Source organism: Rhodoferax sp. LB1P47 (assembly GCF_056521445.1).
This window is the reverse complement of sequence record NZ_JBWMAU010000005.1, coordinates 71,577-91,375: the sequence shown is the minus strand read 5'-3', so window position 1 is coordinate 91,375 and position 19,799 is coordinate 71,577. Positions and strand designations below refer to the sequence as shown.

The following is a 19,799-nucleotide window of genomic DNA, read 5'->3' as shown; positions in this document are numbered from 1 at the left end:
AGTGCCATGCTGTGCTTGTTCGCGGGGCTACACATCCCCTAAACGGGGGAGGTGGCTCCTGCATGGGGCTGCTGGCGCAAACAACCAGGCCCGGCGCGCTGGATGCGGGGCGGGCCTGGTTTTTACCGGTGGGGGCTAGTTCGCCATATCCACCGACATCCGCAGGCTGTTGATGTGGGGTACCAACTGGAAGCTCACGCCCATGCCGCGCATGGTTAGGCTGGCGCGGGCGCGGATGGTGACGGTGCGGCCATCCAGCACCGACGTGGTGGTGCCCGCCGCGCGGTAGTTGAAACCTGCGCGGGGGCTGTTTTGCACCACGGTGTCGGTGTAGTCATTTACGCCTGCCGTGTTTTTCTGCATGCGGGTGCTGCTGCCAGCGGTGGCATCCACCGAAACCACGGTACTGGAGCCTGAGGCATAGCTATTGAGGCTGCCAGCCTGTAGCTGGTTGTTAACTGCCAAATCCCAGCCACCCAGGCCTACATCGCCCACGGTGGGCAGGCCCAGGGTGCGCTGCTTGGTTAAGACCGTGAGGCTGCCATTGCCCGACAGCGACACCAGCATCAGGTGGCCACTGCCTGCGCGGTAGGCAAACAGGCGGTCCGTCCATGCCTCGCCCACCAGGGTGCTGACCAGATCAAACCCGCCTGCGCTGTTGCTGCTGACCCGGATGCCGTTGGTGGCGGTAGATGTCACAGTTTCACACGCCCCGCCGGGGGCTGCGCCGTCGCAGTCGGTGAGGGTGGTGGCCAAGCCGGAGCTGTCGATAGTGACTGTGCCGTTGTTGAGCGGGCTGTTTTCCCCTGCTTCGATACCCGCCATGTTCCAGGTGCCTGCCAGTTCAGATACGGCAATGGTTTGCTTGGGGAAAATGATGCTCAGGCCCGTTACACCGGCTTCGGTGTTAGAGCCCATCAAGACGCCCGCTTGCGATACCACGTAGTTGTCGGTGTCTATCGTGTAGCGGCAGTCGCCGTTGGCAGTCATGGTGCCGCCGCCGTCGGTGTGCGAGGCGTCGGTCCAGGTCAGGGTGCTGGCGTTGAAGCTGACGGTGCCTGTTTGGTCCGCCAAGGTGCTGCCGCTGCGCGGATTAATCACCACGTAGTCCCCGCTGCGTAAGGCGCTGCAGTTGCTGGCCGCCGGTTTCAACAGCAGATTGGCAGGCAGGCTGGCGACCCCCGTGGTGGGCGTGCTGGTGGGGTTGGCGGCGGCTGCCGCAGTGACCAAGGTGGCCAGAGTAATGTCTTTATTGGCCATGGTGGTTTTCAATGTTTCCAGCGCCATGTCGTAGACGCTGCTGGTGCTGTCTGCCACTAGGCTGCCGTTGATCAGGTTTGGCAAGCTGGCCGTGCTGATGCCCGCATCCGCCAAGATGGCGAGTACGGCGGTCTGGGCGGTGCCGATGGCGCTGTCGGTTACCACGCTGGTAATGCTGGCGGGCGTGGTGCTGACCGTGCTAAAGAACGTAGCCGGGTCAGTGCCCGTGAGGCTGGCGACCAGCAACTGGGTGAGGGGCGTGATATTGGCAACCTGGGTGTTGCTGCCGGTGGCGGTAGCGCTGGTGACCGAATACAGCACCGTACCGTCGCTGCCGGTGGCTTGCAGGGCGCAAGGCAGGGTGACGCCAACGATGTCTTTGCTGTAGCTGCCGTTGGCCAAAGCCGTGGTGGTGCCTGAGCCGCTGGCGCAGCGAATGTCAATGGCTGCATTGGCCATCGCTTTGCCCGTGGCCGCCACGCCGCTGAAGGTGGTGCTGACGGGCGTGGCCGGGCTGTCGCCATCACCACCGCAGGCACTTAACACTAGCAATGCGATGCTAGACAGGGCGATGCCCATGGCTCTTTTCTGCTGTTTCATGAAGACTCCTCAGTGTGTTGATGGAATGTGTTGTTTTGTAAACAAGACCAGTTTCAGCTACCACTGCGCAAGCCACAATAGTGCAAATGCACTACCCGGATGCCCTCGCCATGCATGACCGCCACGACTTGCCTGCGGACTTCAATACGCTGTTGCTGCGGCTCTATCGCCTATCGCAAGAGCTGCCGATCCAGCACTTTCAGGATGCGGCGTTGGCGCAAATTAAACAGGTGCTGCCGTTTGACTCGTCAATGTGGGGCACAGCCACCACCACGCCCGGCGGGATCGACATCCACACCGTGCACCTGCACCAGAAGTCACCCGAGATGCTGGTGGCGTATGAGTCGGTCAAACACCTGGACAGCGCCGCATCTAGCATGTCGGGCAAATCCCATGTGACCGGCGCTTTCCATACCGATAGCTGGTTTGCGGGAGCAGAGAGCCGGGACATGCGGGCATTTCTGCACCAGTTTCACCAGCAAAACGTCTTGATTGCCGCCGACAGCAATCCGCGTACCCATTTCGTCCATTGGGTCAGTCTGTACCGCGCCGACAAGCAGGCGCATTGCACCGAGGCCGAGCGCCTGCTATTGGCGCAACTGGCCCCGCATGTGATGCAGGCGCTGGCGCTGAACCGCGTGATGCACCTAGGCCACCTGGAGGCCGCAGACAATGCCATGTCGCCCTACGGCAATGCGATTTCCGATGTGCGCGGCGTGCTGCACCATGCTGACCCACAATTTAACCGCTTGGCGCAGGCCGAATGGTGCGACTGGCGCGGACCCGCGCTGCCCACCGCGCTGATGGCCACTGTGTTGTCGTCTGGTCAGGATATCTTTGTTGGCCAAACCCTCGTGGTGCGTCGGTACTTTGAGCATGGCTTGGTTTTTTTAAAAGCCCGACCACGGTGCTTGGCGGACCATCTCAATCTGCGCGAGTGGACGATTGCCCGGCGCATTGCCCACGGCGAAAGCCACAAAGAGATTGCCCAGGCCCTAAACCGCGCGCCCGCCACCGTGCGCAACCAGATCCAGGCAATTTACGAAAAACTACAGGTCGGCAGCATCGCCATGCTGATCGACGCGCTGCGGCGGGCCGAGTAGTTGGGGTTATTGATAGAAACTAACAATCAATTATTCATTGTCAATTGTCTTGGTATATCGGATCACCGTAAGATTGCTCCTGTTCGCACTACAACCCCCCAGGAGCCCACGATGTCCATCGCTAGCCAACGTCCCGAAATCAAAACCCTCGCCAACCTCGAATCCGCTTTTGCAGGCGAATCTATGGCCCACATCAAATACCGCTACTTCGCCAAGCTGGCGCGGGAAGCGGGCGACGAGGCCACGGCCAAGGTGTTTGAGGCCACCGCCGACCAGGAGGTGATGCACGCCTTTGGCCACCTTGATTTGCTCTACCCCAAGGCCAGCATGACCCCGGCCAAGGCGCTGCAAATCGCCATCGACGGTGAAACCTACGAGTACACCGAGATGTACCCCGGCTTCCGCGCCACCGCCGAAGCCGAGGGCAACGCCGCCGCCGTGGCCGAGATGGACGAGCAGATCGAGGAATCCAAGGTCCACGCCGCCCAGTTTGTCGCCACCCTGGCCAAGGCCCAAAAGCGCTTTTCCGCCCTGGCCAAGGTCGAAGAGCGCCACGCCAACCACTACAAAGCCCACTTGGCGACGTTGGCATAATCACTACGCTTTTCATAGCTGCTAGCGCAGGTTGAATATGCGCTAGAGGCACTTTTTACTTATAAAACCGAGAAATTCCCATGAAAACCTATATCTGTATCGTTTGCGGCTTTGTGTACGACGAAGCGGCTGGCCGCCCTGAAGATGGCATTGCCGCTGGCACTTTGTGGGCCGATGTGCCTGCCGCGTGGGAATGCCCCGACTGCGGCGTGGCCAAGGCCGACTTCGAGCCTGTTGAAATCTAATGGACCAGCCGCTGCTCATCATCGGCGCGGGTCTGGCCGGTTGGCAGGCGGTGCGCGAGTTCCGCAAGCTCGACACCAGCACGCCCATCACCCTGGTCACGGCTGACGCGGGCGACTTCTACGCCAAGCCCACGCTGTCCAACGCGTTTGGCCAAAAGCGCGGCCCGGCGCAGCTGGTGACTACCCCGGCGGCCACCATCGCGCAGACGCTGAACGTAACGCTGCTGCCGCACACCCAGGTCAGCACCATCGACACCGCCGCGCAGACCGTGCAGACCAGTGCAGGCCCGCTGGGCTACCGCGACCTGGTGCTGGCCACCGGCGCACAGCCCATCCGCGTGCCTTTGGGCGGCGCAGCGGCAGAGCAGGTGCTATCGGTCAATTCGCTGGCCGACTTCGGCGTGTTCCACCAACGGCTGACCGCACTGGGTGAAGGCGCACGCGTGGCCATCATGGGCGCGGGCCTGATTGGCTGTGAATTTGCCAACGACCTGGCCGGTGCAGGCTATGCCGTGGCGGTAATTGACCCATCCGACCGTCCCCTGGCCGCCTTGCTGCCGCCCACCGCCAGCGCCCAGTTGCAGACCGCGTTGACCGGCCTGTCGGTGCAATGGCATTTGGGGACGACGGTGCAGGCCGTGGAACCCGCCGCGCAAGGCGTGTCGCTCACCTTGGGTAACGGCCAAACCATCGCCGCCGACATCGTGCTCAGCGCCATCGGCCTGCGCGCCGACACCACGCTGGCCCAGGCCGCAGGCATTGCCTGCGAGCGTGGCATTGTGGTGGACCGGCAGTTGCAAACCAGTGCTCCCCATGTATGGGCGCTGGGCGACGGCGCGCAGTACGCCAGCGCGGCCAGCCCCGGCGCACCTACCGGCCGCACTTTGCCCTACGTGATGCCCATCATGGCGGCGGCCAAAGTGTTGGCGGCCAATCTGTGCGGCACGGATGCTGCGCTGGAATTCGCTGCCATGCCGGTGGCCATCAAAACCCCGGCCCTGCCCATCGTGGCGCACTTACCCGCACCCGGCCACCTAGGTGAGTGGGTGGAGCAAACCTTGGGCGAATGGTGGTTTGCCCCGGCAGACGCACCCGAGCGTGCGCACGGCTTTGTGTTGACGGGTTCGCACACCAGCAAGCGCATGGCACTGGTCAAGCAGATGACCCCAGCCGTTTAACCCACGGCGGGTGGGCATGCGATGGGGCGGAGTGATCCGCCCCATCGCTTTTTTGCGACTAATGTGTATAATTTTTTAAATTCATACACATTAAGGCGTTTATGCGCACCAACATCGTTATCGACGACCAGCTGATGGATGCCGCCATGCAGGCCGGGGGCTTCAAAACCAAGCGCGATGCGGTGGAAGAAGGCCTGCGCCTGCTGGTCCGCCGCGCCGCGTACCAAAACCTGCGCGCCCTGCGCGGCAAGCTGCAATGGAGCCTGGACGGCGACTGGAGCGCCAATCCCAGCGGAGATCACGGCCACAGCGTGCAAGAACCCCGTGCTGCATTGGGAGCCAAGCCGCTGTGATTACCGCCGATTCCAGCATCTGGATCGACTACTTTCAAGGCACGGCCACCCCCCACACCGAGGCGCTGGATGCCGTGCTGGGCGACAGCTCCCACGAGCTGGTATTGCTCGACGTGGTGCTGATGGAAGTGCTGCGCGGCTTTCGCCACCCACAGGAGCTGCGGCTGGCCCAGCAGGCCCTGGCCGCCTTGCCGGTGGTCACCGCAGGCGGCGAAGCCATCGCCTTGCTGGCCGCCGACATCTACCGTAGCCTGCGCCACAAAGGCATCACCGTGCGCAGCCCCATCGACCTGCTGGTGGGCGCCTGGTGCATCCGCAACGACTGCGACCTGATCCAGAACGACCGGGACTATGGCGGGATGGTGGCGTTTATGGGCTTGCGGGGTGTGGTGTGATCGGCAATTTTTTGCAGGAGACATGCATGCGTAAAGTGTTCGCGGTGGTGGGTATCTTGGTACTTTTAAGCGGCTGCGCAGGCACTGTCCAGCGTGAGATGGGGAGTGCCAACGGGCAGGCCAAACTGGTGGCGGCCCGTTACAGCGCGGTGAACGTAGTACTTGCCGATGCTGCCCGCAAGCTACAGGCTGACAACCCGCAATTCAGCACGCAAGAGTTGGCGGGTTACGTGCAGAGGCGTATGGATGGCAACGGTTTGCTGCAATCGGACGCCGCCTACAAAGTGCACGTGACCGTAGAGGAGTTTCGGGTTCGCTCTGCTGTAGCGGCGGTGTTGTTGGGGGTCATGGCGGGTACGGACTCCATCCACGGGCGGGTGCAGGTGGTCGATGGCCAGGGTCGGTTGGTGCACGCATTCAAAGTGCATGCCTCGTACGGGTTGGGGGGCTGGGCTGGTGGGCAAGACTGGATGTATGACAAATTTGCCGAGCTCACCTTGAGTGAATTGATGGGTACTACGGCGGCGACATCCGTGGATAAAAAACTGGCTCCCCGTGGGGCAGATGCGGTGGTTGCTCCCGTCGTGGTGGAGCCACATGCTGTGGCAGTAAGTGAAGTACTTCCAGCACGGAGGCCAAAGTTGAATGCACCAGCGCCCGCAGTGCAAGCGGCCCCCATTGCGTACACCGCATCTGGGTACGCCAATATTGACGATGTGGATGCCATTCCTTACCTTAGTGATAAAGGTCGACAGCGCTACCGGGAATGGCTGAGTAAGCCCACGCCTCGGGCGTTTGCCATTTCAACATCGGGCATTAGTGGATTTAGCGTTGGTTTGAAACCATCGGATGACACCTTGCCGACCGATCCCACAGAGCGAGCCGTGGTGGCATGCGACCGAGTGAGTAAAACCCCGTGCAAGTTGTACGCCGTAAATGGCGCCGTGGTGTGGCCCAAAGAGCCCATTAGCGCACCATGAATCCATGCCGCGTCTGGTTTTTAGCGGGGCTGGCCGACTGCTCCAGGCTGCTTGCTTGCGCCACGCTGTGGTGTGCAGGCGGTCTGCATGCCCAAACCGAACCGCCACCCAACACCGCGCTGCGCGAAGAGGTGCAGATGGTCAAGAAGACGGGCCTGTTCACCATCGAACTGGAAACCACTTTTTACCGCCCACCCGGCGCGGGACCGTTCCCGGTGGTCATCATCAACCACGGCAAATCTCCGGGTAACCCCAAGTTCCAGCCGCGCAGCCGGAATGAAGCCCCAGCCCGCGAATTTTTGCAGCGCGGCTACATGGTGGTGGTGCCGATGCGGCAAGGGTTCTCCAAATCCAGCGGTTCGTACATCGGCGGCGGCTGCAATGTAGAAAGCAATGGCCGGGTACAGGCCGAAGACGTGGCCGCCGTGTTGGCACACCTGCAAACCGTGCCCGATGCCGACACCAGCCGGGTGCTGGTGGTGGGCCAGTCGCACGGCGGGCTGACCACACTGGCCTTTGGCGGGCTCTCGTCTCTCGGGGTCAAGGGCCTGGTGAATTTTGCCGGGGGCTTGCGGCAAGAAGATTGCGTGGGCTGGCAATCCAACCTGGTGCGGGCGTTCAAAAGCTATGCCGCACAGACCAGCGTGCCCTCACTCTGGTTTTATGGCGGCAACGACTCGTATTGGAGCCCCGAACTCTACAAAGAAATGCACCAGAAGTACCTGGAGGGCGGTGGCAAGGCACGGCTGGTGGCGTTTGGCAACTTTGGTAGCGACGCGCACAGCATGTTCGGCGCACGCACGGGCCTGCCCATCTGGGTGCCCGAGGTGGATGCGTTCCTGGCCGAACTGGGCTTGCCCCATGCCGTGCTCACCCGCCTGCCGCTGTCGGGCCATGCCACCGCGCCGCCCCCCGCTACGGGTTTTGCCAAGATCAGCGACGAAAAAGCTATTCCACGCAGCAAGGACAGCGGGCAGCAGGGCTTTTTGGCTTACGGCGCGGCCGAATCGCCCAAGGCCTATGCCATCTCTGCCACGGGCACTGCATGGGCTTATTCCGCCGCCCGCGCCAATGCCATGCAGGCCGCGCTGGACCGCTGCAATGTGTCGGCCAAGGATGCCAGCTGCAAGTTGTACGCGGTGGACGATGCCGTGGTGTGGGACGCTGCCGCCGCCCCCTGACCCGCATGGGATACTGCCCCCAAAAATACCGGAGACACCATGTTTTTGCCCCCCCTTCGACTCCTGAGTGCGCTGGCGCTCACCGCCTGTGCCAGCCACGCCCTGGCCCTGGAAATTCCCGGCAATCCGCCCGCCAAAGTGGTGGCCGACCAAAAGCTCAGCGTGGTTGATCGCACCCTGGCCCTGCCTGCCGGGAGCTGGACCTACATTGCCCAAACCCAGTGGAACGCGCCAGGCCGCCCGCCCGCCGTGCCGGTGCACGTGGCCTACGCGATGGACGTGCAAGACGGGCGCATGCGCGGTGGCGTGGTGCTGGAGCTGCCTGCCCGCCGCGCGCAAGAAACCAACTGGAAAACCGACGTTTGCAAGCTGAACAACCCCCTGTACAGCAACGACTACGGCAGCAGCTGGAAAGAGCCCGAGTGCCTGCAAATTTACAAACGCGCTGGCCACCTGCTGGGCGTGCAGTCCGACTTCTACAGCCAGGCCCAGCAGTGGGCGCGGGGCCAGCAGGTGCGCCTGCCCGGCGCGGTGTACGAGGTGGTGTACGCTAAATATGCGCCATACGACTATGGCCGCGTGCGGGTTTTTGTGCCCGTGCAGTCCATGGCCAGCGACGAGGAGATGCTGGCCTGGGCCGAGCGCCTGCCGCAAGCCCTGCGCGGGTTTTTTGAAAAACGCACCTCGCTGGCCACGCTGCCCAGCTTGCCGGATTTACCGCCCTTGCTCGCCGAGAACATGGCGTTTACCGAGCCCACGGCCGGGGCGGGCACGGCCGGGCCCATGGTGCGCATGGTGCCGTACACCAGCTCGGGTTTTGCCGCGCTGGACGATGTGAACGCCTTGCCCCGGGGCAACGACAACATGCGCAAAATCTACCGCGAATGGCTGGCCCAGCCCATGCCGCGTGCGTTTGCGCTGTCGGGTGAAAAAGTGGTCTACACCGTAGGCACCAGCCCCACTGATGCAGCCGACCCGATCGACCCCGCCGACCGCGCACTGGCCCGCTGCCGCCGCATCAGCGCCACCCCCTGCCAGCTCTACGCGGTAGACGACACCGTGGTGTGGGTCAAACCGTTAGCCCCTTGAGTGGATGGACGACCTGCCCTGGCCGCCGCTGGGTGGTTTAAGTAAAATCGGCCTCCAGCGCATATTTAATCAGCGCAGTATGCTATATAAACAATAGCAAATCAGCGCGACCCCAGCAGTGCAAAAGCCGCGCCTTGCGGGTCGGTGCAGGGCACGATCCACAGGCCGCCGGGCACTTCGGAGGCGGCTTCCAGGGTGTGGCCGCCGTGGGCGCGCACGCGCTCGGCGGCGGCATCAATTTGCTCCACGTAGATGTAGTGCAGCCAGGTGGCCCGGCTGCCACCGTCGGCGCGGCGCATCATGCCGCCAATCGCCACGTCGCCTGCGGCAAATAGCTGGTAGCTGCCCATCGTGCCCATGTCGAAGCTCTGGTCGGCGGTCCAGCCAAACAGGTTGGCGTACAGGGTGAAGGCGGCGGCCTCGTCTATGGCGTGCAGCTCGCTCCAGCCAAAGTGGCCGGGCGTGTCCATCGGCAGCGGAGCCGGTGGCGCGGTGGCCAGGCCGGTAAACAGCGCAAAACTTGCACCCTGCGGATCGCCCACCACGGCAAAGCGGCCAATGCCGGGGATGTCGGTGGGTGGCACAAACAGCATGCCGCCGGCCTGGGTGACGCGCTGGGCGTGGGCATCCACATCGGGCACCGAGATGTAGCCGGTCCAGCAGGGGCGGGCTCCGGCGTTGGCGGCCTCGGGCGGGATGGCCATGATGCCTGCCACCTCGGTGCTGCCCACCGAGGCCCGCGTGTATTGCAGTTCGGGCATGGCCCCGGCGCCCAGGCTCCAGCCGAAGACGGCTTGGTAGAAGGTGCAGGCGGCGGGCGCATCGCTGGTGGTGAGTTCGTACCAAACAAAGGTGGACGATGGGTTGGTCATAGGGGTCTCCGTGGGGTGTGGGAGGGCAAATTCTAGGAGTTTGCCCACACCGCTGCGGACACAATATGCGGCAAATCTGAAACAAAAGGAAACGTGGATGCGGATCGCTTTGTACAACCCCGATGGTGCGGCGGATTTCTGGGTCAACGGCCTGCGCGCAGTTTGGCCCGAGGCCGAGGTGGCGCTGTGGAGCCCCGGCAGCCCGGCGGCGGATTTCGCCATCGCCTGGGCTCCGCCGCAGGCGTTTTTTGATGCGCAGCCGGACTTGCAGGCGGTGTTCAACCTAGGCGCGGGGGTGGATGCGCTGATGCGCCTGCGTATTCCACTGCAAACCCAGGTGGTGCGGCTGGAGGACGCGGGCATGGCGGTGCAGATGGCCGAGTACGTCTGCCACGCGGTGCTGCGGCATTTTCGGGGGCTGGACGCGTACGAGGTCGATGCCCGTGCCGGGCGCTGGCGCAAGCAGGCCCCGGCGGTGCGCAGCAACTTCCCGGTAGGCGTGATGGGCCTGGGGGTGCTGGGTACGCGGGTGGCGCAGGCGCTGCGCAGCTTTGAATTCCCCGTCAACGCCTGGAGCCGCCAGCCCAAGAGCGTGGACGGTGTGCGCGGCTTTGCCGGTGCCGAGCAGCTGGATGCCTTCTTGGCCGCCAGCAAAGTGCTGGTCTGCCTGCTGCCGCTGACGGCGGACACGCACAACATCCTGAACCAGCGCAGCTTGTCGCGCCTACAGCCCGGCGGCTACGTCATCAACGTGGCGCGCGGCGCACACTTGGTGGATGCCGATTTGCTGGCCCTGCTGGACAGCGGCCACCTGGCCGGGGCCACGCTGGATGTATTCCGCACCGAGCCGCTGCCGCCCGAGCACCCTTTTTGGGGCCACCGGCAGATCCACATCACCCCGCACATTTCGGCGCGCACGCTGGAGGCAGAGAGCCTGGCGCAGATCGTTGCCAAGTTGCAGCAGCTGCTGCAAGGGCTGCCGGTGGCGGGGGTGGTGCAGCGTGATAGGGGGTATTGAATGGCGGCGATAACAGGCTGGTGGTGTCCCATGGGGCGGGTATCAAAACCCCTTAGTATTGGACCCCATTAGCCTAGCAACGGCGGTTTCGCCACGAAAGAGTAGTGCCATGTTGACCAAAATTCATATCCAAAACTTCAAAGGCTTCAAGGACACGTTGATTGCGCCCCTGCGCAAGGTCAACTTGATTTTGGGCGGGCAAAACGTGGGGAAAACATCCGTACTGGAAGCTGTTTATCTGGGGGCTGCGGGTATTGATCGCTTTCAGCAAATCGCGGCTCAATTTCGCGTGGCAGAAGGCGGCGACAACCAGCGCTATGTGGATTCGGTTTTGAAGGGAATGAGCCGTAGTATTGAGTTGACCAATGAGGCTGAAATTATTTTGCGGACAGGATTTAATTCGCCAGCTCACGTCAAGGGATTCTTGGACCTAAAGCAGATAAATCACGGTGATTTGAGGGTTTCCCGATTTGTTGGTGGCCCTAACGTTGTGGACAATCCGGATGAGTGGGCCGATCAGATTGGGCCCATAGATGCGTTTCGGCAATTGTCTTTTATTGATCCTTTGGCCGTCTCTGTGCACCTACCCAATCAGCTCGGCTTGGTCCAGTTATTCGACCAAGCGGTGCTGGCCAGAAAAAAACGTGTGTTGTTGGCCATGCTTCAGAAGATTGAGCCCCGGTTGGAGGACATGCACTCCTTGTCGCCAGATGGTGAGCAGCGTATTTATGTGGAGTTACAGGGTGTGGGTGAGGCATTGCCCTTGCCCCAGCTAGGCCACGGATTCAGCCGTTTGGTGCATCTGTATTGCAGCTTGTTGGCCACCAATGCCAAGCTGGCTCTGATGGATGAGATTGAAAACGGCATCCACTATTCCTCGCTGCCTACGTTGTTCCAGGGTATCCAAAACATTGCCGCCCAGCACGGCGTTCAGACCTTGATGACCACGCACAGCTGGGACTGCATTCGTGCCGCGTACCAAACCTTTGCCGATGCAGACAGCTTGCAAGACTTCCAACTCATCCGCCTGGAGCGCGACGGCGACAACGTGCGTGCGGTCGTCATCAACGACGAGGCTTTGGACACGGTGATGGAGGCGGGCTATGAAGTCCGCTAAGTTGGGAAATGAAGCGATTACTGCGCCTGTGCTGCTGCTGGTGGAAGGCGAGGATGAGGAGTATTTGGTGCAAAAAATGTGCGAGCACTGGTTTCCAGGGCGTGCGGCCTCAATCGACATTGAGTGCGTGCGCGGTGCCGACAAGTTTCCGGGTCGCTTTAAAGCGCTGAAGGTTCGTAGTCATGGTCCGCTAGCGGTTGTTGGTGTCATTGCGGATAGTGAAGATGCGCCCCTGGCCACTGCACAGCGCTGGGCCAATTTGTTTGCGGAAGTTGAACCTGTGATTCAGCGTTCTTGCAAGCTGCTTCAGCTGCCGAATGCGAGAGAGCCCGGTGCATTTGAGGCGTTGGTGCTGCAAGCGCTGGGTGCTGACCCTATAGCGGTTTGCGCCCTTGGTTTTCGAGACTGCGTGACACCGCATATCGGTGCGCGAACGCTTGCGAAGAAAGACAAAATTGCGGTTCAGGCATGGCTCAGTGCCAGCCTGGGTGGAGCGTATGGCAATGTCTTCAAGGCGCAAAAGACGCAGCCGGAGACGGCACTCTTGGATTACGCCCACGCCGCATTTGCGCCGATCAAGCAGTTCATCGAAGACTTGTTGTCTATAGCCGATAACGCGTCTAAAGAAGGCAATGGCCATTGGTCTGGACCCGCTGATGTGCGGCGCTGAACTCCACCCCTTGCCCGAAGGCGTACAACGCGTGGCAGCGCTGCTGCAAGCCCAGGGCCACCCCCACCTGCCGCGCATGTTGGATGCTGCTGCCCGCACCGCACAGCCGGCGGCGGATGCGCTGGGCATTGCGGTGGGGCAAATCGCCAAGAGCATCATTTTCAAAAGACGCTCGGACGAGGTCGCCGTGCTGGTGGTCACCTCGGGCGACCGGCGGGTGGACGAGCACAAGGTGGCGGCGTTGGTCGGCCCGGTGGGGCGTGCCGATGCGGCGTTTGTGAAGGCGCGCACGGGCTTCAGCATCGGCGGTGTGGCTCCGGTGGCGCATGCGCTGCCCTGTGTAACCTTGATCGACCAGGAGCTGTTCCGGTTTGCCGAGATTTGGGCAGCCGCCGGGCATCCGCACGCGGTGTTTGCGCTTTCGCCCGACGACCTGGTGCGGCTGACCGGCGCGCCGGTGGTGGACGTAGCGGCATGAATACTATGAATTTAATAGCTTCTCGCGCAGGTTCCATATGCGCTGGAGGCCTAAATGATGCTGAAATTACATCGCCGTGTGTAGGCATTTGCCAAATGGACGCTGCGGGCCAGTTGTGCACCGGCTGCCTGCGCACGTTGGACGAAATCATCGCCTGGGGCACGCTGGATGCGCCGGGCAAGCGGGCGGTGTGGGCCTTGATTGCCCAGCGTGCCCAGGCCTGTTTTGAATGACAACCCCATGACCCCACACCTCTACCAAGACCCGAGGCAGCCCATCCCCGCCCGCGTGCACGACCTGTTGGTGCGCATGACGCTGGACGAAAAAATCGCCCAGATGCATGCCTTCTGGCTGGTGCTGTCGCCCGACGGCCAGCACCAAGTGCGTCCCGGGGAGGCCTTTATCGCCAGCCCCGACCCGGCCGCCGTGCAGCGCCGCCTGGCCAACGGCCTGGGCCAGATCACCCGCCCGCTGGGCACGCACGGCGTGGACGCGGCCACGGGCCTGCGGGCGCTGAACGCGCTGCAACGGTTTTTGCGCTTCGAGACGCGGCTGGGCATTCCCGCCATCGCGCACGAGGAATGCCTGACCGGCACGATGACCCGCGACGGCAGCCTGTTTCCGTCCGCACTGGCGATGGGGGCTACCTGGAACCCGGACTTGATTGCCGAGGTGGGTACACAGATCGGCCTGGAATGCCGCGCCATCGGTTGCCACCAAGGCCTGGCCCCGGTGCTGGATGTGTCGCGTGACGTGCGCTGGGGCCGCACCGAAGAATGCTTTGGCGAAGACCCGTACCTGGTCGGCGTGCTGGCCACCCGCTACGTGCAGGGTCTGCAAGGCCCGCAGCGCGATGTGCTGGCCACGCTGAAACATTACGTCGGCCATTCGGCCAGCGAGGGGGCCCGCAACCACGCTCCGGTAAACCTGGGCTGGCGCGAGCTGAACGACACTTTTTTACTGCCCTTCGAGATGGTGGTGAAGCAGGCCAACGCCGGGGCGGTGATGCCTGCGTACCACGACATCGACGGCGAACCGGCCCACGCATCCCGGCATTTGCTCACCGAGGTGCTGCGCCAGCAATGGGGCTTCGACGGCCTGGTGGTGGCCGACTACGTGGGCATCAGCCTGCTGTACCAGCACCACGGTGTGGCCGCCGATGCCGCTGAGGCCGCCGCGCTGGCCTTCAACGCCGGGCTGGACATGGAGCTGCCGGGCGACGACTGCGCGCAGCACCTGGCCGCTGCGCTGGAGCGCGGGTTGCTGGGCCTGCCCAAGGTGGACGAGATCGTGGCCCGCGTGCTGACCGAGAAGTTTCGGCTGGGCCTGTTTGAACAGTCGTTTGCAGACGGCCCGCCCCCGGCCTTGCGCCAACCCGCCGCCCGGCAGGCCGCGCTGGATGTGGCCCGCCAGGCCATCGTGGTGCTGGAGAACCGAGGCATCTTGCCGCTGGACCCGGCGCGTGCACCGCGCATTGCCGTCATCGGCCCCACCGCTGCCGACCCGATGGCCCTGCTCAGCGGCTACAGCTTTCCGGTGCACCTGATCCTGCAAGACCAGCGCGAGGCCACCGACCACATCGTGACCCCGTTGCAAGGTTTGCAGCAGGTGTTTGGCGCGGCCCATGTGCACTATGCCCAGGGCTGCGTGCTGCTGGACGGGCGGGCCAGCGGCGCACCGGTGTTTCCGGGCGATGTGCCCGCCGCCGGGGCTGTGCCTACGTCGCCCATCGTGCAACGAACCGACCTGATTCCCGAGGCTGTGGCCTGCGCGGCCGCTGCCGATGTAGCCATCGTCTGCGTGGGCGACCTGGCGGGCCTGTTCCAGACCGGCACGGTGGGTGAGGGGTCGGACACCGACACGCTGGACCTGCCTGGCGTGCAGCAGCAGTTGTTGCAGCGCATTGTGGCCACCGGCACGCCGACCATCGTGGTGCTGACCGGCGGCCGCCCCTACAGCCTGGGCGGGCTGGAGGGGCAGGTGGCGGCGTTCGTGATGGCGTTTGCGGGTGGCCAAGCCGGTGGTATGGCGCTGGCCGAGGTGCTGGCGGGGCAGCAGGAGCCGTCGGGCCGCCTGCCGGTGTCGGTGCCGCACAGCGCCGGGGCCATGCCGTACTTCTACAACCACAAGCTCAAGAGCGCGGGCACGCCGGTGGCCTTCCATTTCGGGGCCCGCTACCCGTTTGGCTACGGCCAAAGCTACACCCGGTTTGCCTATAGCCATCTGGTGCTGGCAGCGCAGCAGGTAGCGCTTGCCGATGGCGAGATCACACTGAGTTTTGCGCTGGAAAATACCGGGGCGCGCGACGGCGTGGCCGTGCCGCAGCTGTATGTGCGTGACCGCTTGGCCTCGTTCGTGCGGCCGGTGCAAGAGCTGAAAGCCTTTCGCCGTGTCAGCCTGCGGGCGGGGGAGGTGGCCACGGTGGTGTTCACCGTGCCGGTGGACATGCTGTGCTTCACCGGGGCGGCCGGAAAACGCACGGTTGAGCCCGGCTGGTTCGACCTGATGGTGGGACCATCGAGTGGCGATACGCCCTTGCGTGCTGCGGTGGAAGTGGTGGGGGAGGGGAATGCGCCACGCACGCTAGACCGCGTGTGGCGCATGGAGAGTCAAAGCGCGGTGCGCTCACCTAAAAGTTAGGCGAATCGGTATGCCCACCCCAGGGCATACCGATCCAAGAGGCGTTTAGTGTCCCGACGCGCCCGATGCGCCATACCCGGTTTCCGAGCGCACTTGCTGCGCTTTGAAGGCATCGCGCTCTTTGGCGGCTTGCGGGCTGCGGTCGAGCACCGAGAACAGCCAGATGCCGACGAAGCCGATGGTCATGGAGAACAGCGCAGGCGAGGTGTAGGGGAACCAGGCCGAGCCCTTGGCAAAGCCCAGAGTGGCTTCCCACACCGCAGGTGACACAACCGTCAAGCCCACCGATGAGACCAGGCCCATGAAGCCGCCAATCACCGCGCCACGGGTGGTGCAGTCTTTCCACAGCACCGACATGAACAGCACGGGGAAGTTGGCCGAGGCCGCAATCGCGAAGGCCAGCGACACCATGAAGGCGACGTTTTGCTTCTCGAATGCAATTCCCAGGGCCACGGCCACGATGCCCAGTGCCACGGTGGTGATGCGCGATACCTTCAGCTCAGAAGCGCTATCGGCTTTGCCCTTTTTGAACACAGTAGCGTACAAGTCATGCGACACGGCAGAGGCACCCGACAGGGTCAGGCCCGCCACCACAGCCAGGATGGTGGCGAATGCGACGGCAGAGATGAAGCCGTAGAAGATGTTGCCACCCACGGCTTTGGCTACCAGTACGGCGGCCATGTTGCTGGATCCGCCACCGCCCTTGATGATGCCCTTGGCGGTATCTGCAAACTCGGGGTTGGTCAGCACCAGGGTGATGGCACCAAAACCGATGATGAAGATCAGCACGTAGAAGTAGCCAATCCAGGTGGTTGCCCAGAGCACGGATTTACGGGCTTCTTTGGCGTTGGGCACGGTGAAGAAGCGCATCAGGATGTGCGGCAAACCGGCGGTACCAAACATCAGCGCCATGCCGAAGGAGATGGCGGAGATCGGGTCTTTCACAAAACCGCCCGGCCCCATGATGGCCAAGCCTATTTTGGCGGCGGCATCGGGCATCTTGCCGTCGTTCAAGGCGAACTGGGTTTTGACTTCCACCGCCTTGGCAAACAGCGCTTCGGGGCTGAAGCTGAACTGTGCCAGCACCATGAAGGCCATGAAGGTTACGCCCGCCAGCAGCATGCAGGCTTTGATGATTTGCACCCAGGTGGTGGCCGTCATGCCGCCAAACAGCACGTAAATCATCATCAAGCCGCCCACAATCACCACGGCCAGCCAGTAGTCCAGACCAAACAGCAGTTTGATCAACGCACCGGCACCCACCATCTGGGCGATCAGGTAGAAAGCCACCACCACCAGCGTGCCCGAGGCGGCAAATACGCGGATGGGGGTTTGCTGGAAGCGGTAAGCGGCCACGTCGGCAAAAGTGAACTTGCCCAGGTTGCGCAAGCGCTCGGCCATCAGGAAGGTGATGACCGGCCAGCCGACCAGGAAGCCGATGGAGTAGATCAGGCCATCGTAGCCAAAGGCCATGACGGTGGCGGTAATGCCCAGGAACGACGCTGCCGACATGTAGTCGCCGGCAATCGCCAAGCCGTTTTGGAAGCCGGTAATGCCGCCGCCTGCGGTGTAAAAGTCGGAGGCCGATTTGGTCTTGGCCGCTGCCCATTTGGTGATGAACAGGGTGGCCACCACGAAGATGCCAAACATGCTGATGGCCACCCAGTTGGTGGCTTGTTTTTCCACCTGGCCCAGATCGCCCCCGGCGGCCAGTGCCGCGCTGGCGAGCAGTGCCAGGACCAGCGCGCTGGTGGTTTTGAGAATGGCGTTCATTGGGCTACATCTTTCAGGATTTCTTCGGTCAGGCGGTCGTATTCGCTGTTGGCACGGCGCACGTAGATGGCGGTGATCAGTACGGTGAACACAATCACGCCCATGCCCATGGGAATGCCGATGCTGGTAACGCCTGCGCCCATGGGCGTGGCCAGAAACGGTTTGTCGAACGCGATGAGCGCGATATAGCCGTAATACACGACCATCATCAGCGCGGTGAGCAACCAGCCGAAGCTGCTGCGCTTGCGTTTGAGCTCGTGGTATTTAGGGTTGGCCTCGATTCTGGCCAAGACGGGGTCTGTCATGTTTGTCTCCTAGGTGTTGAGGTGTTTGAAGGGCTCCGTTGTCCAGCCGGGGAGCCTTGTTTGCGCAGAGCAAGTGTGGAGAAGGGGGCTGACCATGAACTTACGTAAGCTTCACCCAAGGGTATGTACTTAACGTGTAAGTGGATGTGCGGTTTTGTCAGCAAACGGTCAGGGTGTGTTCTTAAATTGCATTCAGGTCGCCCTGGAGGCGGCCCTTACAACATTAGGAGACAAGCGTATGGCAACAGCAACAGCGGGCATCGCCCCACGGCCCATGACGGGCGAGGAAAAGAAGGTCATCTTCGCTTCCTCACTCGGCACGGTTTTTGAGTGGTATGACTTTTATTTGTACGGTTCTTTGGCGGCCATCATCGCCAAGCAGTTCTTTGGCGGGCTCGACCCCACATCGGCCTACATTTTTGCGCTGCTAGCCTTTGCGGCGGGCTTTTTGGTGCGGCCTTTTGGCGCGATTGTGTTTGGCCGTTTGGGCGACATGATCGGGCGAAAGTACACCTTTTTGGTCACCATTATGATCATGGGCTTGTCCACCTTCGTGGTGGGTCTGTTGCCCACTTATGCATCCATCGGCATTGCAGCGCCCATCATTTTGGTGATCTTGCGCATGTTGCAAGGGCTGGCTTTGGGTGGCGAGTACGGCGGTGCCGCCACCTATGTGGCCGAGCACGCGCCACACGGCAAGCGCGGTGCCTATACGGCCTGGATCCAAACTACGGCAACGCTGGGTTTGTTCCTGTCGCTGATCGTTATTTTGGGCTGCCGTGAAGTGCTGGGCGCTGAATTTGATGTCTGGGGCTGGCGCATTCCGTTCCTGCTGTCCATCTTCTTGCTGGGCGTGTCGGTGTGGATCCGTTTGAGCATGAACGAGTCCCCCGCTTTTCAAAAGATGAAGGCTGAAGGCAAAACCTCCAAGGCTCCACTGACCGAATCCTTCGGCCAATGGAAGAACCTGAAGGTCGTTATTTTGGCGCTGGTCGGCTTGACGGCGGGCCAGGCGGTGGTGTGGTACACGGGCCAGTTCTATGCCCTGTTCTTTTTGACCACCATTGCCAAGGTCGACAGCACTACCGCCAATCTGTTCATTGCCGCCGCGCTGGTCATTGGTACACCGTTCTTCATTGTGTTTGGTACTTTGTCCGACAAAATTGGCCGTAAGCCCATCATCATGGGCGGCTGCCTGATTGCCGCGTTGACATACTTCTCGGTGTTCCCCGCATTGCTGCAATACGCTAACCCTGCCTTGGTGGCGGCGCAAAAAGCAGTACCCGTGGTGATTACCGCCGACCCAGCGCAGTGCTCGTTCCAAGGCAGCCCGATTGCCCGTGACATCGACTTCAGCAGCTCTTGCGACATTGCCAAACGTACCCTGACGCAAAACTACATTCCTTACACCAACGTAGATGGCGCGCCTGGCAGCATGGCAACCATCAAGCTGGGTGACAAGGAAATTGCGTCGGTTACCGGCATCTTGAACGAGAAGCGCGATGCTTTCTCTGTTGAAGGCAAAAAGACCATTGACGACTTCCGCAAAACCGTGGTCGACGCCGCCAAGGCTGCAGGCCTGACCGCCAAAGCCGACAACGCCGCGATGAACAAACCGATGGTGCTGCTGATCCTGGTGTATCTGGTGATTCTGGTGACGATGGTGTACGGCCCCATTGCCGCCATGCTGGTGGAAATGTTCCCCACCCGTATCCGCTACACCTCGATGTCCTTGCCGTACCACATCGGTAATGGCTGGTTCGGCGGCTTGCTGCCCACCACCGCGTTTGCAATGGTGGCGGCGACGGGCGATATCTTCTATGGCCTGTGGTATCCGGTGGTAGTGGCGGCGGGCACGTTTGTGATCGGCATGCTGTTTATCAAGGAAACCAAGGATATTGACATTTACGCCAACGACTAAGGCGAGCCATGGGCTGCGGCCCAGGCT

Annotated in this window: 20 protein-coding genes; 16 read left to right on the top strand and 4 right to left on the bottom strand. The window is 62.2% G+C overall.

The window, feature by feature from the left end; translation table 11 throughout:
- Positions 1 to 135: 135 nt before the first annotated feature.
- The gene (locus AC0969_RS08330) at positions 136 to 1,860 is read right to left on the bottom strand and encodes a hypothetical protein (RefSeq protein ID WP_479623686.1); all 1,725 of its coding nucleotides are present in this window, start codon (positions 1,858 to 1,860) and stop codon (positions 136 to 138) included.
- A gap of 110 nt (positions 1,861 to 1,970) precedes the next feature.
- On the opposite strand from AC0969_RS08330, the gene AC0969_RS08325 reads away from it, so the two are divergent.
- From AC0969_RS08325 to AC0969_RS08285, 9 genes are all read left to right on the top strand, one after another.
- Positions 1,971 to 2,963, top strand: a complete 993-nt coding sequence (locus AC0969_RS08325; protein ID WP_479623685.1) for a helix-turn-helix transcriptional regulator — start codon at positions 1,971 to 1,973, stop codon at positions 2,961 to 2,963.
- 111 nt (positions 2,964 to 3,074) lie between these two features.
- A complete protein-coding gene (locus AC0969_RS08320; protein WP_479623684.1) occupies positions 3,075 to 3,557 on the top strand; it encodes a rubrerythrin family protein in 483 nt (160 codons plus the stop codon).
- 80 nt (positions 3,558 to 3,637) lie between these two features.
- Positions 3,638 to 3,802 (top strand): rubredoxin, encoded by a 165-nt coding sequence (locus tag AC0969_RS08315; protein WP_479623683.1) that lies wholly within the window; start codon positions 3,638 to 3,640, stop codon positions 3,800 to 3,802.
- Entirely contained in the window at positions 3,802 to 4,980 is a 1,179-nt protein-coding gene (locus tag AC0969_RS08310; protein ID WP_479623682.1) for an FAD-dependent oxidoreductase, read from the top strand. The genes AC0969_RS08315 and AC0969_RS08310 overlap by 1 nt, the downstream gene beginning before the upstream one ends.
- A 101-nt stretch (positions 4,981 to 5,081) precedes the next feature.
- The gene (locus AC0969_RS08305; RefSeq protein WP_479623681.1) at positions 5,082 to 5,333 is read left to right on the top strand and encodes a type II toxin-antitoxin system VapB family antitoxin; all 252 of its coding nucleotides are present in this window, start codon (positions 5,082 to 5,084) and stop codon (positions 5,331 to 5,333) included.
- Positions 5,330 to 5,728 (top strand): type II toxin-antitoxin system VapC family toxin, encoded by a 399-nt coding sequence (gene vapC, locus AC0969_RS08300; RefSeq protein ID WP_479623680.1) that lies wholly within the window; start codon positions 5,330 to 5,332, stop codon positions 5,726 to 5,728. Before AC0969_RS08305 ends, vapC begins: the two co-directional genes overlap by 4 nt.
- A gap of 26 nt (positions 5,729 to 5,754) precedes the next feature.
- Positions 5,755 to 6,708 (top strand): DUF4410 domain-containing protein, encoded by a 954-nt coding sequence (locus AC0969_RS08295; RefSeq protein WP_479623679.1) that lies wholly within the window; start codon positions 5,755 to 5,757, stop codon positions 6,706 to 6,708.
- Positions 6,705 to 7,889, top strand: a complete 1,185-nt coding sequence (locus AC0969_RS08290; protein ID WP_479623678.1) for a dienelactone hydrolase family protein — start codon at positions 6,705 to 6,707, stop codon at positions 7,887 to 7,889. Before AC0969_RS08295 ends, AC0969_RS08290 begins: the two co-directional genes overlap by 4 nt.
- Before the next feature lie 39 nt (positions 7,890 to 7,928).
- Complete coding sequence (locus AC0969_RS08285; protein WP_479623677.1) at positions 7,929 to 8,978, top strand: hypothetical protein; 1,050 nt, start codon at positions 7,929 to 7,931, stop codon at positions 8,976 to 8,978.
- A 101-nt stretch (positions 8,979 to 9,079) separates the two neighbouring features.
- On the opposite strand, the gene AC0969_RS08280 is transcribed toward AC0969_RS08285, so the two are convergent.
- The gene (locus AC0969_RS08280; RefSeq protein WP_479623676.1) at positions 9,080 to 9,850 is read right to left on the bottom strand and encodes a VOC family protein; all 771 of its coding nucleotides are present in this window, start codon (positions 9,848 to 9,850) and stop codon (positions 9,080 to 9,082) included.
- A gap of 97 nt (positions 9,851 to 9,947) precedes the next feature.
- Between AC0969_RS08280 and AC0969_RS08275 the strand changes: the two genes are divergently transcribed.
- From AC0969_RS08275 to AC0969_RS08250, 6 genes are all read left to right on the top strand, one after another.
- Positions 9,948 to 10,868, top strand: a complete 921-nt coding sequence (locus tag AC0969_RS08275) for a 2-hydroxyacid dehydrogenase (RefSeq protein WP_479623675.1) — start codon at positions 9,948 to 9,950, stop codon at positions 10,866 to 10,868.
- 109 nt (positions 10,869 to 10,977) lie between these two features.
- Positions 10,978 to 11,985 carry an AAA family ATPase gene (locus AC0969_RS08270; protein ID WP_479623674.1) on the top strand — a complete coding sequence of 336 codons (1,008 nt, stop codon included), beginning with the start codon at positions 10,978 to 10,980 and terminating at the stop codon, positions 11,983 to 11,985.
- Positions 11,972 to 12,655 (top strand): DUF3226 domain-containing protein, encoded by a 684-nt coding sequence (locus tag AC0969_RS08265; protein ID WP_479623673.1) that lies wholly within the window; start codon positions 11,972 to 11,974, stop codon positions 12,653 to 12,655. Before AC0969_RS08270 ends, AC0969_RS08265 begins: the two co-directional genes overlap by 14 nt.
- Positions 12,642 to 13,133: a YbaK/EbsC family protein gene (locus AC0969_RS08260; RefSeq protein WP_479623784.1), complete on the top strand. Its 492-nt coding sequence runs from the start codon at positions 12,642 to 12,644 to the stop codon at positions 13,131 to 13,133. The genes AC0969_RS08265 and AC0969_RS08260 overlap by 14 nt, the downstream gene beginning before the upstream one ends.
- A 95-nt stretch (positions 13,134 to 13,228) precedes the next feature.
- A complete protein-coding gene (locus AC0969_RS08255) occupies positions 13,229 to 13,366 on the top strand; it encodes a DUF1289 domain-containing protein (RefSeq protein WP_479623672.1) in 138 nt (45 codons plus the stop codon).
- Positions 13,367 to 13,373: 7 nt separating this feature from the next.
- Positions 13,374 to 15,773, top strand: coding sequence for a glycoside hydrolase family 3 N-terminal domain-containing protein (locus AC0969_RS08250; RefSeq protein WP_479623671.1), 2,400 nt, complete (start codon positions 13,374 to 13,376; stop codon positions 15,771 to 15,773).
- A gap of 45 nt (positions 15,774 to 15,818) precedes the next feature.
- On the opposite strand, the gene AC0969_RS08245 is transcribed toward AC0969_RS08250, so the two are convergent.
- Positions 15,819 to 17,546 carry a cation acetate symporter gene (locus AC0969_RS08245; protein WP_479623670.1) on the bottom strand — a complete coding sequence of 576 codons (1,728 nt, stop codon included), beginning with the start codon at positions 17,544 to 17,546 and terminating at the stop codon, positions 15,819 to 15,821.
- Positions 17,543 to 17,851, bottom strand: a complete 309-nt coding sequence (locus tag AC0969_RS08240) for a DUF485 domain-containing protein (RefSeq protein ID WP_479623669.1) — start codon at positions 17,849 to 17,851, stop codon at positions 17,543 to 17,545. Before AC0969_RS08240 ends, AC0969_RS08245 begins: the two co-directional genes overlap by 4 nt.
- 238 nt (positions 17,852 to 18,089) lie before the next feature.
- Between AC0969_RS08240 and AC0969_RS08235 the strand changes: the two genes are divergently transcribed.
- Complete coding sequence (locus tag AC0969_RS08235) at positions 18,090 to 19,772, top strand: MFS transporter (protein ID WP_479623668.1); 1,683 nt, start codon at positions 18,090 to 18,092, stop codon at positions 19,770 to 19,772.
- The last annotated feature ends 27 nt before the right edge of the window (positions 19,773 to 19,799 follow it).

What these genes read in the sequence shown, in the direction of transcription:
- AC0969_RS08245 (WP_479623670.1), bottom strand. Translation starts at nt 17,546, where the DNA reads ATGAACGCCATTCTCAAAACCACCAGCGCGCTGGTCCTGGCACTGCTC.
- AC0969_RS08285 (WP_479623677.1), top strand. Translation starts at nt 7,929, where the DNA reads ATGTTTTTGCCCCCCCTTCGACTCCTGAGTGCGCTGGCGCTCACCGCC.
- AC0969_RS08325 (WP_479623685.1), top strand. Translation starts at nt 1,971, where the DNA reads ATGCATGACCGCCACGACTTGCCTGCGGACTTCAATACGCTGTTGCTG.
- AC0969_RS08250 (WP_479623671.1), top strand. Translation starts at nt 13,374, where the DNA reads ATGACCCCACACCTCTACCAAGACCCGAGGCAGCCCATCCCCGCCCGC.
- AC0969_RS08305 (WP_479623681.1), top strand. Translation starts at nt 5,082, where the DNA reads ATGCGCACCAACATCGTTATCGACGACCAGCTGATGGATGCCGCCATG.
- AC0969_RS08260 (WP_479623784.1), top strand. Translation starts at nt 12,642, where the DNA reads ATGTGCGGCGCTGAACTCCACCCCTTGCCCGAAGGCGTACAACGCGTG.
- AC0969_RS08315 (WP_479623683.1), top strand. Translation starts at nt 3,638, where the DNA reads ATGAAAACCTATATCTGTATCGTTTGCGGCTTTGTGTACGACGAAGCG.
- AC0969_RS08240 (WP_479623669.1), bottom strand. Translation starts at nt 17,851, where the DNA reads ATGACAGACCCCGTCTTGGCCAGAATCGAGGCCAACCCTAAATACCAC.
- AC0969_RS08310 (WP_479623682.1), top strand. Translation starts at nt 3,802, where the DNA reads ATGGACCAGCCGCTGCTCATCATCGGCGCGGGTCTGGCCGGTTGGCAG.
- AC0969_RS08235 (WP_479623668.1), top strand. Translation starts at nt 18,090, where the DNA reads ATGGCAACAGCAACAGCGGGCATCGCCCCACGGCCCATGACGGGCGAG.
- AC0969_RS08265 (WP_479623673.1), top strand. Translation starts at nt 11,972, where the DNA reads ATGAAGTCCGCTAAGTTGGGAAATGAAGCGATTACTGCGCCTGTGCTG.
- AC0969_RS08255 (WP_479623672.1), top strand. Translation starts at nt 13,229, where the DNA reads ATGGACGCTGCGGGCCAGTTGTGCACCGGCTGCCTGCGCACGTTGGAC.
- AC0969_RS08280 (WP_479623676.1), bottom strand. Translation starts at nt 9,850, where the DNA reads ATGACCAACCCATCGTCCACCTTTGTTTGGTACGAACTCACCACCAGC.
- AC0969_RS08290 (WP_479623678.1), top strand. Translation starts at nt 6,705, where the DNA reads ATGAATCCATGCCGCGTCTGGTTTTTAGCGGGGCTGGCCGACTGCTCC.
- AC0969_RS08320 (WP_479623684.1), top strand. Translation starts at nt 3,075, where the DNA reads ATGTCCATCGCTAGCCAACGTCCCGAAATCAAAACCCTCGCCAACCTC.
- AC0969_RS08295 (WP_479623679.1), top strand. Translation starts at nt 5,755, where the DNA reads ATGCGTAAAGTGTTCGCGGTGGTGGGTATCTTGGTACTTTTAAGCGGC.
- AC0969_RS08270 (WP_479623674.1), top strand. Translation starts at nt 10,978, where the DNA reads ATGTTGACCAAAATTCATATCCAAAACTTCAAAGGCTTCAAGGACACG.
- AC0969_RS08275 (WP_479623675.1), top strand. Translation starts at nt 9,948, where the DNA reads ATGCGGATCGCTTTGTACAACCCCGATGGTGCGGCGGATTTCTGGGTC.
- AC0969_RS08330 (WP_479623686.1), bottom strand. Translation starts at nt 1,860, where the DNA reads ATGAAACAGCAGAAAAGAGCCATGGGCATCGCCCTGTCTAGCATCGCA.